Annotated in this window: 11 protein-coding genes; 5 read left to right on the top strand and 6 right to left on the bottom strand. The window is 55.1% G+C overall.

Going from position 1 to position 13,484, the window contains the following annotated elements:
- Positions 1 to 133 precede the first annotated feature (133 nt).
- Entirely contained in the window at positions 134 to 877 is a 744-nt protein-coding gene (cutC, locus tag ACMGGX_RS01430) for a copper homeostasis protein CutC (RefSeq protein ID WP_045355966.1), read from the bottom strand.
- A gap of 78 nt (positions 878 to 955) precedes the next feature.
- Positions 956 to 1,516 (bottom strand): VOC family protein, encoded by a 561-nt coding sequence (locus ACMGGX_RS01435; RefSeq protein WP_181593361.1) that lies wholly within the window; start codon positions 1,514 to 1,516, stop codon positions 956 to 958.
- A 239-nt stretch (positions 1,517 to 1,755) separates the two neighbouring features.
- Here ACMGGX_RS01435 and argS point away from each other — a divergent pair, with 239 nt between their 5' ends.
- Positions 1,756 to 3,489, top strand: a complete 1,734-nt coding sequence (argS, locus tag ACMGGX_RS01440; protein ID WP_047647442.1) for an arginine--tRNA ligase — start codon at positions 1,756 to 1,758, stop codon at positions 3,487 to 3,489.
- A 57-nt stretch (positions 3,490 to 3,546) separates the two neighbouring features.
- Here the strand turns inward: argS and flhE are convergent, their stop codons facing one another.
- From flhE to flhB, 3 genes are read right to left on the bottom strand one after another with little or no spacing between them, the layout of a single operon-like run.
- Positions 3,547 to 3,939 (bottom strand): flagellar protein FlhE, encoded by a 393-nt coding sequence (flhE, locus tag ACMGGX_RS01445; RefSeq protein WP_202770794.1) that lies wholly within the window; start codon positions 3,937 to 3,939, stop codon positions 3,547 to 3,549.
- The gene (gene flhA, locus ACMGGX_RS01450; RefSeq protein WP_023312249.1) at positions 3,939 to 6,017 is read right to left on the bottom strand and encodes a flagellar biosynthesis protein FlhA; all 2,079 of its coding nucleotides are present in this window, start codon (positions 6,015 to 6,017) and stop codon (positions 3,939 to 3,941) included. The genes flhE and flhA overlap by 1 nt, the downstream gene beginning before the upstream one ends.
- Complete coding sequence (flhB, locus tag ACMGGX_RS01455; RefSeq protein WP_223604358.1) at positions 6,010 to 7,158, bottom strand: flagellar biosynthesis protein FlhB; 1,149 nt, start codon at positions 7,156 to 7,158, stop codon at positions 6,010 to 6,012. Before flhB ends, flhA begins: the two co-directional genes overlap by 8 nt.
- Positions 7,159 to 7,662: 504 nt before the next feature.
- Between flhB and ACMGGX_RS01460 the strand changes: the two genes are divergently transcribed.
- The 4 genes from ACMGGX_RS01460 to ACMGGX_RS01475 all read left to right on the top strand — a co-directional run bounded on the left by ACMGGX_RS01460 (position 7,663) and on the right by ACMGGX_RS01475 (position 12,763).
- Positions 7,663 to 8,238 (top strand): fimbrial protein, encoded by a 576-nt coding sequence (locus ACMGGX_RS01460; protein ID WP_420297937.1) that lies wholly within the window; start codon positions 7,663 to 7,665, stop codon positions 8,236 to 8,238.
- A 135-nt stretch (positions 8,239 to 8,373) separates the two neighbouring features.
- Positions 8,374 to 9,066, top strand: a complete 693-nt coding sequence (locus ACMGGX_RS01465) for a molecular chaperone (protein WP_181593364.1) — start codon at positions 8,374 to 8,376, stop codon at positions 9,064 to 9,066.
- A gap of 93 nt (positions 9,067 to 9,159) precedes the next feature.
- Positions 9,160 to 11,616: a fimbria/pilus outer membrane usher protein gene (locus ACMGGX_RS01470; protein ID WP_420297938.1), complete on the top strand. Its 2,457-nt coding sequence runs from the start codon at positions 9,160 to 9,162 to the stop codon at positions 11,614 to 11,616.
- Positions 11,617 to 11,620: 4 nt separating this feature from the next.
- Positions 11,621 to 12,763: a fimbrial protein gene (locus ACMGGX_RS01475; protein ID WP_420297939.1), complete on the top strand. Its 1,143-nt coding sequence runs from the start codon at positions 11,621 to 11,623 to the stop codon at positions 12,761 to 12,763.
- 71 nt (positions 12,764 to 12,834) lie between these two features.
- Here ACMGGX_RS01475 and cheZ read toward each other — a convergent pair whose 3' ends face one another.
- A complete protein-coding gene (gene cheZ / locus ACMGGX_RS01480; protein WP_023312251.1) occupies positions 12,835 to 13,479 on the bottom strand; it encodes a protein phosphatase CheZ in 645 nt (214 codons plus the stop codon).
- Positions 13,480 to 13,484: the final 5 nt, after the last annotated feature.

A 13,484-nucleotide genomic window follows, 5' to 3' on the forward strand; every position in this document is an offset into this window, starting at 1 on the left:
TGAGCGAGGCGGCTAACGCAGCTGCGGCTTGAAACATGAAAGACAAAAAAAGGCCCCTGTTGAAATTGCAGGGGCCTGGTACAAGCAAGCATCATATTGGGCGACATGATGCGCGGTAAAAATCGGTACGTTGCTACACGTGATGGCGCTCAATCAGCGACTTCATTTCCGCAACCGACTCTCCCTCTACGCCATAGCGTGAATACTCATCCGCTTCAGCATCCGTCGACATTGACAATCCTGTATTGCGATAACGCATGGGCGAAGGTATCCATTTACCCGCGGAGCTGTGCAGCTCTTCTACCCCGGCGTTTAAAAACCGTTCCAGATTGCTGGCGCGGACTCCCGCACCCGCCATTATTATTGGAACACCGGAATGTGCTTTTAGTTCCGTAATTAATTGCAGTCCTTTTTCAGCTGACGCCTGCTGACCCGATGTCAGGATGCGCGCCACGCCAAGTTCTCCAAGCGTTTCAAAGGCCTGAAGCGGATCTTTACACATATCAAATGCGCGATGAAAAGTGACGGCCAGCCCCTGCGCGGCGCTCATAATCTGACGCATGCGCGGTATATCGATGTTGCCGTCTTCATCCAGCAGGCCGGTCACCAGCCCTGGAAACCCGAGGTCCCGAACGAGCGCGATATCATCAAGCATGGCACTGAACTCGCCCGCCGTGTAACAAAAATCACCGCCGCGCGGACGAATAATCGGGTGAACGGGAATGGTGACGGCCTGACGGGCAGACTTCAACACGCCGTAAGACGGCGTCAGGCCGCCCTCTTTGGGTGCCGCGCACAGTTCAATGCGGTCAGCACCGTGCTTTTGCGCGGTCACGGCACACTCCACGCTGTAACAACAAATCTCCAGCAGCGCCATTTAATCCTCCTGAAATTCCACTAAACGAAACATCATGACACGCCGTCCGTTTTCAGTCCCGGCGTGAACTCACATCTCTTACGCTTCGCTGGCAACGATCTGCTCAATGGTCCACGGATGAAACTTCACCGTGACCTGTCCGTCAGTGACGGCCAGCGTCGGGTTAGGTAACCGCTCGCGCTCGCCTTTGGGTGAACTCGTCTTCACAAAAATTCCCGGCTTGCTTAAGCCTTCGTCGGAAAGGAGGGCCAGCGCGCGCGCGTTCAACGTTTCCGGCTCACCCGGCAGGACAATTTCGATATGCTCCCAGCCTTCGTGCGGATAGCGTTTCTCGCCCGGCCACGGCAGTTCAACCACGCTGAACTGCCAGTGCGCCACGTTCACCGGATCATGCAACTTAAACAGGCAAATCGGGCGACCATTAATGATGTTCTCGGAGAGCAACTCGCCGCACCGTTCGAACCCGCGACGCCAGCGCTCGGCCGTGGCATTCTGATGACAGCGCAAAGAGATGTGATCGGCCTCAAGCGGCGCGATATCCAGACCGAGACGGGTGGCAAGATCTGTGAACGCCTGGGTGAAGCGCGGTATATCTGCGGAAATATCATGCAGTTCGTCAATGGATTGCCAGTTCGCCATAGGTCACTCTCTTTTCATGTCGCAAAGCCGCTAATTTACTCTGTTGCCCTGTTTTGACCAACCGCAGAATCTGGCTTTTTGCGACTGCATGATTATGCACACCTTCACCGCCTGGATTCTGAGCAATCTTCAGGCCCCGCAATGCTGACGCCAGAGGGCATTTGCAGTATACTCCCGCCCTAAATTCTTTAACTGGCGCGGGCGGTTGTAAGCCCGCATCAAAAACGTAAGGTATCCAGGTGAATATTCAGGCTCTTCTCTCCGAAAAAGTCAGTCAGGCACTGATTGCCGCAGGCGCGCCTGCGGATTGCGAACCGCAGGTTCGTCAGTCAGCAAAAGTACAGTTTGGCGACTATCAGGCTAATGGCGTGATGGCAGTGGCTAAAAAACTGGGCATGCCGCCGCGACAGCTCGCTGAGCAGGTACTGACGCATCTGGATCTTTCCGGCATTGCCAGCAAAACCGAAATCGCCGGTCCGGGCTTTATCAACATCTTCCTTGAGCCTGCATTCCTGGCAAGCCACGTTGACGCGGCGCTGAAATCTGACCGTCTGGGCGTTTCCCAGCCGGAGGCGCAGACCGTCGTGATCGACTACTCTGCCCCGAACGTGGCGAAAGAGATGCACGTTGGCCACCTGCGCTCCACCATCATCGGTGATGCCGCGGTGCGCACGCTCGAGTTCCTCGGCCACAAGGTGATCCGCGCGAACCACGTGGGCGACTGGGGTACCCAGTTCGGCATGCTGATTGCTTACCTGGAAAAACAGCAGCAGGAAAACGCCGGTGAAATGGCGCTAGCGGACCTGGAAGGGTTCTACCGCGAAGCTAAAAAGCACTACGACGAAGACGAAGCCTTTGCCGAGCGCGCGCGCAGCTATGTGGTAAAACTGCAGGGCGGCGACCAATACTTCCTCGAAATGTGGCGCAAGCTGGTCGACATCACCATGTCTCAGAACCAGCTGACCTATAACCGTCTGAACGTCACCCTGACCCGTGACGACGTGATGGGTGAAAGCCTCTACAACCCAATGCTGCCCGGCATTGTGGCTGACCTGAAAGCGAAAAACCTGGCGGTAGAGAGCGAAGGCGCAACGGTGGTGTTCCTTGATGAGTATAAAAACAAGGAAGGCGAACCGATGGGCGTGATCATCCAGAAAAAGGATGGCGGCTACCTCTACACCACCACTGACATCGCCTGTGCGAAATACCGTTACGAGACGCTGCATGCTGACCGCGTGCTGTACTACATCGACTCCCGTCAGCACCAGCACCTGATGCAGGCGTGGACCATCGTGCGTAAAGCCGGTTACGTGCCAGATTGCGTGCCGCTGGAACACCACATGTTCGGCATGATGCTGGGTAAAGACGGCAAGCCGTTCAAAACCCGTGCTGGCGGTACCGTGAAGCTGTCCGACCTGCTGGACGAAGCGCTGGAACGCGCCCGCCGTCTGGTGGCCGAGAAGAACCCGGACATGCCTGCCGATGAGCTGGAAAAACTGGCCAACGCCGTGGGTATCGGTGCGGTGAAATACGCGGATCTCTCCAAGAACCGCACCACCGACTATATCTTCGACTGGGATAACATGCTGGCGTTTGAAGGCAACACGGCGCCTTACATGCAGTACGCCTACACCCGCGTGCTCTCGGTGTTCCGTAAGGCGAACATTGATGAAAGCGTGCTGGCGAATGCGGCAGTGACCATCACGGAAGATCGTGAAGCACAGCTGGCGGCGCGCCTGCTGCAGTTTGAAGAGACGCTGACGGTTGTCGCGCGTGACGGCACGCCGCACGTGATGTGTGCTTACCTGTACGATCTGGCGGGTCTGTTCTCCGGCTTCTACGAACACTGCCCTATTCTGTCTGCGGAAAACGAATCGGTCCGCAACAGCCGCCTGAAGCTGGCGCAGCTCACGGCGAAGACCCTGAAGCTGGGTCTGGATACCCTGGGTATCGAAACAGTAGAACGCATGTAATACAAAAAACCCGGCAATCGCCGGGTTTTATTTTTTGCCATCCTGCTCATTCAAGCGTCAGCGGTAGTTCACGATGACAGAATTACTCTGCACTTTCAGCGCCGGGATTAAGCGTCCCCCGCCCGGCACTTCCCAGATGAAACGCAAAGGTTCAATAGCCGGTACGCCGTTGAATGCCTGCGTCGTGCCATTTTCGCCGTCGATTTCCGTGCAGCGCGTCTGAGAACAAAGGCGCACCCGCAGCCCTGCGGGCGTTGGGCCAATCAGCCGGTAATTCCAGACCACAAGACCCATCTGACCGGAAACGCCTTCAGAAGGCGACAGCGGGTTAGATGACATGGCGACGCCCCGGTTGCTGAGGGTCACCCCCATGCTGCTTGCCTGCCAGGTGCCCTCCCCGGCCGCGTGCGCCACCAGCGGGAAGAGCAAAATCCAGAGCCATTTACGCATTATTTTCCTCCAATCGTCGCGGTCATGCGGATATGACGGTTATCCGACAGCTCCATATTCGACAGCACGACCAGCTGATTCAGGCTACGACGCAGGAAACGCGACAGCAGCGGACGCAGCGCATGGTTAACCAGCAGCACCGGCGGTGCACCCAGCATCTCCTGGCGCGCCAGCGCCTCCTGCGTTTGCGCCAGCAGACGGTCCGCCAGCCCCGGCTCCAGGCCGCCTCCGCCCTGCAGGGCCTGCAGCAGCAGACGTTCAAGCGGAGTATCGAGGCCAATGACCTGAACTTCTCCGGTTCCCGGGAACCACTGCTGGGTGATCGCACGCCCCAGCGCCACGCGTACCACCGCCGTTAGCTCGTGCGGATCGTTTTGTATCGGCGCATGCTCGGCAAGGGTTTCCAGAATAGTGCGCATATCGCGGATCGGCACTTTCTCTTCGAGCAGGTTTTGCAGCACCTTGTGCAGCGTGGTTAATGTCACCACGCCCGGGACCAGATCTTCCGTCAGCTTCGGCATCTCCTGCGTGACGCGGTCCAGCAGCTGCTGCGCTTCCTGACGGCCAAACAGCTCTGCCGAGAATTGCCCAATCAGGTGATTAAGATGGGTCGCCACCACGGTACTGGCTTCAACAACCGTATACCCCTGGATTTGCGCCTGCTCTTTCAGAGCACTTTCAATCCAGATAGCGGCCAGGCCAAAGGCCGGGTCGATAGTTTGCTCGCCCGGCAGCGTGCCTGCGGCGGTGCCCGGGTTAATCGCCAGCCAGCGGCCCGGATAGGCATCACCGCTGCCGATTTCGACCCCTTTCATCAGAATGCGATAGCGCGCGGGCGGCAGGTCCATATTGTCGCGGATGTGTACAACCGGCGGCAGGAAGCCCATATCCTGCGCGAATTTTTTACGAATACTGCGGATACGGCCAAGCAGCTCGCCATCCTGCTGGAAATCGACCATCGGAATCAGGCGATAGCCCACTTCCATTCCCAGGGAATCTTCCAGCTGAACGTCGTTCCAGGTCGCTTCGACGGCCTGGGTATTCTCCGGCATTTTTACCTGAACAGGCTCCGCTGCCGGTTTGGTTTCACGGCCACGCATCCACCAGGCAAGCCCCAGCAGACCCGCCGTAAACAGCAAGAAGACGAGGTTTGGCATCCCCGGCACCAGACCGAGCAAACCCAGAACGGCAGCGGCCAGCAGCATCACGCGCGGGTTGCTGAAGAGCTGGCCCACCATCTGCTCGCCAACGTCCTGATCGGTACTCACGCGGGTCACAATCACACCCGCCGCCGTGGAGATAACCAGCGCCGGGATCTGCGCGACCAGACCGTCACCAATGGTCAGCAGCGTATAGCTTTCCGCCGCGTGGCCCATGTCCATCCCGTGCTGCAATACGCCCACCAGCAGGCCGCCGACCACGTTAATCACCATGATCAGAATGCCCGCGATGGCGTCACCGCGCACAAACTTACTTGCACCGTCCATGGAGCCGTAGAAGTCCGCTTCCTGCGTCACTTCCGAACGGCGTTTTTTGGCTTCATCTTCGGCAATAAGACCGGCGTTCAGGTCGGCATCGATCGCCATCTGTTTGCCCGGCATCCCGTCCAGCACAAAACGCGCGCCCACTTCCGCGATACGCCCTGCACCTTTAGTGATAACCATAAAGTTGATAATAACGAGGATAACGAACACCACGATACCGATAGCGAAATTGCCGCCCACCAGGAAGTGGCCGAACGCTTCAACCACTTTACCTGCCGCTGCCGCACCGGTATGACCTTCCATCAGGATGATACGCGTGGACGCTACGTTCAGCGCCAGACGGAGCAAGGTGGTAAACAGCAGAATGGTCGGGAACGCGGCAAACTCCAGGGTACGCTGGGTGAACATCGCTACCAGCAGCACCATAATGGACAGCGCAATATTGAAAGTGAAAAGCAGATCGAGGATGAATGCCGGGAGCGGCAGTACCATCATCGACAGAATTAGCAGGATCAGAATCGGCCCGGCAAGGATTTGCCATTGGGTCGATTTCAGGTTGCCGGGCAGGCGCAACATTGCCACCAGATTAGCCATCAGTGTCCTTCTCGTTCATAAAATCCAGCGCGGCAGGCACCGGAAGGTTTTCAGGTTTCACAGGCCGCTGACCGCCAGCCAGACGCCAGCGCTTCAACTGCCACACCCAGGCCAGCACTTCCGCCACGGCGGCGTAGAGTTGTCCCGGGATCTGTTGTCCGATATCCGCATGGCGGTACAGGGCACGCGCCAGCGGAGGGGCTTCCAGGATCGGCACGCGGTGCTCAGTGCCAATTTCCCGGATACGCAGTGCGATCAGCCCCGCCCCTTTCGCAACGACTTTCGGCGCGCTCATTTTGTTTTCGTCATAGCGCAGCGCAACGGAATAGTGCGTCGGGTTGGTAACAATGACGTCGGCCTTCGGCACATCGTCCATCATGCGGCGACGGGCGGCGGCACGCTGCATCTGGCGGATACGCCCTTTTACGTGCGGGTCACCTTCCATCTGCTTATATTCGTCACGGATATCCTGACGCGACATGCGCAGCTTTTTGAAGTGGGTATAAAGCTGGAAGATCACGTCAAAACCCACCATCGGGATAATGCTGAGCACCACCAGCAGCGCGCAAAGCCCAACCAGATTCAGCGCGTTGCTCATCGCGGTGAGCGGCGATTCGCTGATAAGACGCATCATTTCCGGCCAGTGGTACCAGAGGTAAAAGCCTGCGGAACTGCCCATCAGCACCGATTTGAGAACGGCTTTGAGCAGCTCAGCCCCGGTCTGGGCAGAGAACATTTTCGCAATACCCGGCAGCGGATTCAGTTTGGAAAATTTCGGTTGCAGCGATTTGGCACTAAAAACCAGACCGCCGAGCATCACCGGAGAGACCAGCGCGACCAGCACGACCCCGGTTATCAGGGGCAGCAGCGCGACCATGGCCCCTTTAATAAGCTGAATAATCTGGCTGAGGATCAGATTCGGATCGTTGACCATGCTGTGGTCAAAACGTAAGCCGGTGGACAACATTCCCGCCAGCTTTCGGGCGAGCGACTCCCCGCCCCACCAGATAATGCAAACCCCTACGATAAGGATCAGCAGGGAGGTTAATTCTCGGGATCGGGGGATCTGCCCTTCCTCACGCGCTTTTTCTAGTCGGTGGGGTGTGGGGGCTTCCGTTTTGTCGTCGTTCTCTTCTGCCACAGTGCATACTCAGCCCATTACGTCACGGGTATCATGCCAGCACCGCCTTTCATCAATGGGCTGATAAACCCCTATAACCGGGTCTTTTTATCCAGTTTAAAACTTTACTCCGTACGTTGAGCAAGCGAAGAGAGGACGCGTAATGTTCAAACAAACATTGTTCCGACTTTTGTGATGCGCTTCATATCACAAAATGAATTAAGCGAAGTTTTAAAATGTTTATTCAAAAATATCCTGAAAGAAAATTAACATAGTCGTCGATTTTAAACACTTAATATTGCAGGAATGATATAAGTATGTAAATTCAATAATTCAGACCGATTAAAAATCCATTTAGCCATTACCGGAGAAAATCCAAAAATGGATTAATCAATATAACATTACCCCTGAAGCTCACTTACCAGAAGAAATTTAAATGTTATAATTTAGCGTGACATAATTTACTTCTCACGAGAAAGCAAATTACATGCCAGATATTTCTTTTTACTTAAAGGAACATTTAAGATGAAATTGAAAAAGAATATTATTGCGGGCTTAACCCTTGCAACACTGTCGATGAATGGTTTCGCCGCAGAAATGAATGCTGGCACTATTCATTTCACGGGTGAAATTATCGAATCGAGCTGTACGATTCAGGGCGACGATGGCACGGACAGTACTATCCCACTGGGTACCTATCCTGTATCGTTGTTTACTGATGTTGGAACGGAGACCGCACTTATGCCATTCTCCGTTACGCTGGCGAATTGCCCGTTGAAAAGCGATGGGCTTCCGGCTGTACAGCTGACCTTTAACGGCCCAACAACCCTGACCGAGACCAATACGCTGCTGGACGTCAGTAAAATTACCACCACGGGCGAAACTGCGGCCACCGGTATTGGCGTTGCCGTCAGCCTGGCGGGTAAAGATGATAAACTCATCACTATGGACGGCGCTGAAGGGCAGGTCTATATCGAACTGGCGACAAAATCCGAAGATACGATTAAAGCTGATTTTAATGCTCGCTATAAATCATTTGCAGAAGCGGTTACTGCCGGTCCGGCAGATGCTGATATGACGGTAAATATTCTTTATCGTTAATAAATGCACCACTGATATTCACAATATATATATTTAGGCGTCATGACGTTTAAGGAGTCATGCTCTGATAATAGTCCGAATCCGGATTCGGACTATTATCATTCCCCCTCAACGTCCTTTATTAAAGGTTTCACCATGCGCATATCACTCCAGGTCTTATTATGTATTCCTGTCATTGCGAGTACCTTTTGTCACGCAGCAGGTGTTCAGATAGGTCGCACACGCATAATCTACGATGCCGCGAAAAAGGAAGTTGCCCTGCCCTTACAAAATAATGATAAAGAGCTTCCCTGGTTAATACAGTCATGGACGGATACGGGTGATGGTAAAACGCATGGACCGTTTATCGTGACACCCCCTCTATTTCGGCTCGATCCGCAAAAAGAGCAAAGCCTGCGCATTACCTGGAACGGGACAGCCTTAACAGGGGATAAAGAGTCGCTGTTCTATATGAACGTGCGAACCGTTCCTGCCACGGCTACAGATGAGGGTGACAGAAACGTCCTGCGGTTAATCTATAAAACGCGTCTGAAACTGTTCTGGCGCCCTGGCGGACTGAGCGGAACACCCTCTGAAACCTGCAAAAACCTGCGCTTCGCTCGTCATGGTCAGCAGCTCACTGTCATCAACGCGGGGGCGTTCTACAGCGTCTTTGATTCACTTGCGCTGGGCTCGCACAAAGTGGAGAAAGCAGATATGGCTGCCCCTAAATCCCGCGTTGACATTCCTCTCCCTGACAATGCTCAGGGGACAAGCGTCACCTGGCGCTGCATCACCGATTACGGCAATGCTTCAGAAAAATACACTTCCACACTTGCGCAGGATTAAAAGACCGCGATGATGACAGGACGTAATGATTTGTCATACGGGCGGCTCTTTAAACTGAATCCGCTTCTTCGCTGCCTTGGCGGTGTCTTACTCATGGCTAGCTTCTCGTCGCTAGCCCGTGAGTATCGTTTCTCTCCCTCATCGCTGGAAGGAGACATGCTGGCACAGCAGGATATCGACCTTTCACTCTTTTCAAAGTCGAATGCTCAGCTACCCGGCACCTATTCTTCACGAGTGCAGGTGAACGAACGCCGCCTGAGCACCACCAATATTGCTTACGTCAGCTCGCCGGAAGGGTCACTGATACCGCAGCTCACACCGGATATGCTGCGGGCATGGGGGATAGCTATCGACCGGTATCCCGCCTTGCTTACGTTACCCGCCAATAAGGCTTTGCCCAAAGATATCAGCAACTATATCCCCCAGGCCTCCGCGCGGCTTGATTTTTCAACCATGACATTAGCGTTAAGTATTCCTCAGGCCGCGTTAAGTGGGACCGGTCACGATTACATCGATCCCTCGCGCTGGGACGACGGTGTTCCCGTGTTGTTCAGTGACTACGCTTTTTCAGGATCAAAAAATAAGGACAGCGGCGACAGCAGCGCCACCAGTCAGTATCTGAATTTGCGCACCGGCGCCAACCTGGGTGGCTGGCGAGTGCGCAACTATTCTACGTGGAGCAATTCAGAGAGTGAAAACCAGTGGGAAAATATCAATACCTTCCTGCAGCATGACGTTGACGCCCTCAAGGCGCAGTTCACGGCCGGGGAAAGCAGCACGCGTGGCGAGGTATTTGATAGCTTACAGTACCGGGGCGTCAACCTTGCGTCAGATGAAGAGATGCTTCCCTATAGCCAACGCGGCTATGCCCCTGTCATACGCGGCATCGCCAGTTCAAATGCAGAAGTCTCGGTGCGCCAGAACGGCTATCTCATCTATCAGCAAAATGTCGCGCCGGGCGCGTTCGAAATCAACGATCTCTACTCCACGACCAACAGCGGCGATCTGGACGTTACGGTGAAAGAGGCTGACGGCACCGAGCATCGCTTTACGCAGCCCTACTCCAGTATCGCGGTTATGCTGCGGCCAGGGCGTATGAAGTATGAAATGACAGCAGGCCGTTATCGTGCTGAAAGCGGGAGCGACCAAAAGGAACCCGACTTTTGCCAGGGAAGCATGATTTACGGTTTAAATAACCTTCTCACCTGGTTTGGAGGGCTGACCCTCTCGAAAGACTATAACGCAGCCAATACCGGTGCCGGTCTGGCGCTCGGGCCGCTGGGCTCGCTGTCGGCTGACGTTACCCTGGCCGACACCCGGCTAGACGATAACAGCCAGCATACCGGCCAGTCATGGCGTCTGCTTTATACCGGTAAACTGGATTCGACCAATACCAACTTCAGCCTCGGCAGCTACCGATACACCAGCCGCGGGTATTACAGCTTTACCGACGCCAACCAAAGGCGTGACGGTCACGAAGACGATCTGCTGTTTCGTTACAATAAACGCAACCGCATTCAGGCCAGCGTGAGCCAAACCGTTGCTGGGGTGAGCCTGTATCTTAACGGTTATCAGCAGGATTACTGGGGCACCTCTAAAAAAGAGCGCAGCCTGTCGGTTGGATTAAATACCGTTGTTGCCGGCACGAGTTATCACATTGCCTATACGTACAGCAAAACCAACGACGAAGAGGCTGACAGAATGGTCTCTTTAGGGTTTAGCATTCCTCTCGCCAGATGGCTGCCACGCGCCTGGAGTAGCTATAACATCAGCAATACTAAAAATGGCTATACGCGGCAAAACGTGGGCCTCAGCGGCACGCTGCTGGACGACGAGCGTCTGAGCTACTCGTTACAGCAGAGCCATTCCAACCACGACGGGGAAGATATCAGCAGCGTCTACGGCAGCTACCGCTCGCAATACGCCAACCTGACCGCAGGCTATTACGCCTCCACTGATGACTCTCAGCAGCTTAACTACGGCATTAGCGGCGGTATTGTTGCCCATCCTCAGGGCGTCACGCTGGCTCAACCTTTAGGCAGCCAGTTTGCTATCGTCAACGCCAACGACGCGTCCGGCGTCCGTTTCCTGAACCAGCGGGGTATTCAGACCGACTGGCAGGGTAACGCAGTCATTCCATCGCTCACTCCGTACCAGGAGAACAATATTCGTATTGATACCGCGAGCCTGCCGGAAAATGTGGACAGCAGCGATACCGCCATCACCGTCATTCCCTCGCGCAACGCGGCGGTGCTGGCCAAATTTGACGCCCACACAGGCTATCGGATGCTGGTTACCCTGAAGCGTCCAAATGGCCTCCCCGTTCCGTTCGGCGCAATCGCGACCAGTAGCGACCCGGTGATGAGCGGCATTGTCGATGAAACCGGCACCGTCTATCTGGCAGGCATTGGAGAGACCGCGCAGATCAGCGTGAAATGGGGCAACGGCACGGGCCAGCAGTGCCGCGCCAGCATTACGCAACAGTCAGCCAACCAAACCGAAAGCCCTAACGGTATTCGCTCGGTTAGCGAGCTTTGTCAGCAGGATTAAGCACATGAAAACTATACTCACGAAACGGGCCGTCTGGGCTTTATTGGCTACGGCATTGAGCCTGACCGCAACCAGCCCGTGCAGGGCTGCCGTGACTTTACTTCGTAACTGCTTCGGTGCGCCGCAAGCCTACACCACGTCGTTCGATCATGAGTTTTCGTCCAGCGAAAATATTGCCAATCATGACTATGATGTGCCAAATCATCTGGTCGGCAATGGACCGGTGATAGTGGCCAACTGCAGCTGTCCCGGAAATATGTTTTCTTCGAGCATGGTCTATGAAAAAACGTTTGCCGGGAGCCCGCTGAATCCGGGAACAAACGGATACGGCTATTTGACCGATAAGATCGATGCCGATATCACCGCCTACGCTGATGCAATCAACTCTCCGGACGGTACTTCTCTGAACCCGTTAGCTATCAATGAATACCCGACGTCCAGAGCTAATATGCGTAACACTACCGAGAATGCACTCGCCAAAACGGAGGGAGATGCCAACGTTTGCAGTAGTGGCACCCAGCCGAGCAACGCCGCTACAGTAAAGCGTAATTTCCGCTGGAACGTCGTTGCGATACTGCTTCACGTTAAAAAACCTATCCTGGGTCAAGAGGTTATCCCTTCGACGATCGTCGCGCAAAACTATGCCTGTCTTTATTTCGGCTCGGGGGGAGGCTGCGATTCAGGGCTGGCAGAACAGGTCTCTGATATCTGGTTTAGCGGCACGCTTTCTGCGCCGCTAAGCTGCGTTATCAACGAAGGCAGCACCATAGAGGTTGAGTTCGGCAGCATCGTCAGCAAGCAATTCGTCATCAAGGGGCAACCGCCAAAACGTTATGCCATCAAAAACGTTGATATTGCCTACCACTGTGATGATAACGCAGTGGGAAACACGGACCGGATAAAGCTCACGCTGACAGCAGATCAGGGCGTCGCGGATAGCAGTACGCCGTACATTGCAAAACTTCTGGACAGGGACGATCTCGGGGTGCGCGTATATGATGAAAACAGTCAGAACGTTGCGCTGGATGGTACCTATGAGTTTCCGGTAACAATGGACGCGCAGGGAAACGGTGTGGTCAAAATTCAGGCTGTGCCGGTCAGCACGACGAATGCCCCCCGGCCCCGGGCCGCTTTGAAGGTAACGTGACGGTGAAGATGGATCTTCGCTAACCGAAATACCCTCAGGCTGACGCCGCAGCCTGAGGGTAATCAGAACAATCAGAAGCCGAGGCTGTCCAGCAGATCGTCGACCTGATCCTGGCTTGCCACAACGCCCGCCTTGCTGGCGTCGAGCTGTGGACCATTGAGCAGGCTTTCGTTCTCGCGTTTTGGACGGGCTGCCGGTTCCGGAATGTTCTCCAGCAGAACCATCAGCAGCTGACGCTCAATCTCCTGGATAACATCCATCATGCGCTTGATCACCTGACCGGTCAGGTCCTGAAAATCCTGCGCCATCATGATGTCCAGCAGCTGGGCGTTGGTGAAGCTGGTGTGGCCCGGCACATCACCCAGGTACTGACGGGTATCCGTCACCAGTTCGCGGGCATCCGCCAGCTCGATAGGATTTTCAAACCACTCATCCCAGCGTTTGCTCAGCGCTTTCGCCCCCTTTTCCATCGCATCCTGGTGCGGCTGTGACGCTTCAACGCTGTTCAGCGCACGTTCCGCGGCCTGAGCGGTCATCTGCACAACATAGTCCAGACGATCGCGGGCATCAGGAATGGCTTCCGCCGCTTCGGCAATCGCCTGATCCAGACCCAGCTCGCGCAGGCTGTCACGCAGCATGCGCGTCAGGCTGCCGATGCGGACGATGATATCGCTCGGCGAGTGTTCTTCAACGGGTTTCATAGCAGGTTGCAACATTTCCA

The sequence above is a fragment of the Enterobacter sp. BNK-29 genome (assembly GCF_048684785.1).
In the GTDB taxonomy this organism is placed as follows: domain Bacteria; phylum Pseudomonadota; class Gammaproteobacteria; order Enterobacterales; family Enterobacteriaceae; genus Enterobacter; species Enterobacter cloacae_M.

Bases quoted from the DNA above. Each gene is read 5' to 3' on its own strand.
- ACMGGX_RS01470 (WP_420297938.1), top strand. From the start codon at position 9,160: ATGGCTAGCTTCTCGTCGCTAGCCCGTGAGTATCGTTTCTCTCCCTCA.
- flhA (WP_023312249.1), bottom strand. From the start codon at position 6,017: ATGGCTAATCTGGTGGCAATGTTGCGCCTGCCCGGCAACCTGAAATCG.
- ACMGGX_RS01465 (WP_181593364.1), top strand. From the start codon at position 8,374: ATGCGCATATCACTCCAGGTCTTATTATGTATTCCTGTCATTGCGAGT.
- flhE (WP_202770794.1), bottom strand. From the start codon at position 3,939: ATGCGTAAATGGCTCTGGATTTTGCTCTTCCCGCTGGTGGCGCACGCG.
- cheZ (WP_023312251.1), bottom strand. From the start codon at position 13,479: ATGTTGCAACCTGCTATGAAACCCGTTGAAGAACACTCGCCGAGCGAT.
- ACMGGX_RS01475 (WP_420297939.1), top strand. From the start codon at position 11,621: ATGAAAACTATACTCACGAAACGGGCCGTCTGGGCTTTATTGGCTACG.
- cutC (WP_045355966.1), bottom strand. From the start codon at position 877: ATGGCGCTGCTGGAGATTTGTTGTTACAGCGTGGAGTGTGCCGTGACC.
- ACMGGX_RS01460 (WP_420297937.1), top strand. From the start codon at position 7,663: ATGAAATTGAAAAAGAATATTATTGCGGGCTTAACCCTTGCAACACTG.
- ACMGGX_RS01435 (WP_181593361.1), bottom strand. From the start codon at position 1,516: ATGGCGAACTGGCAATCCATTGACGAACTGCATGATATTTCCGCAGAT.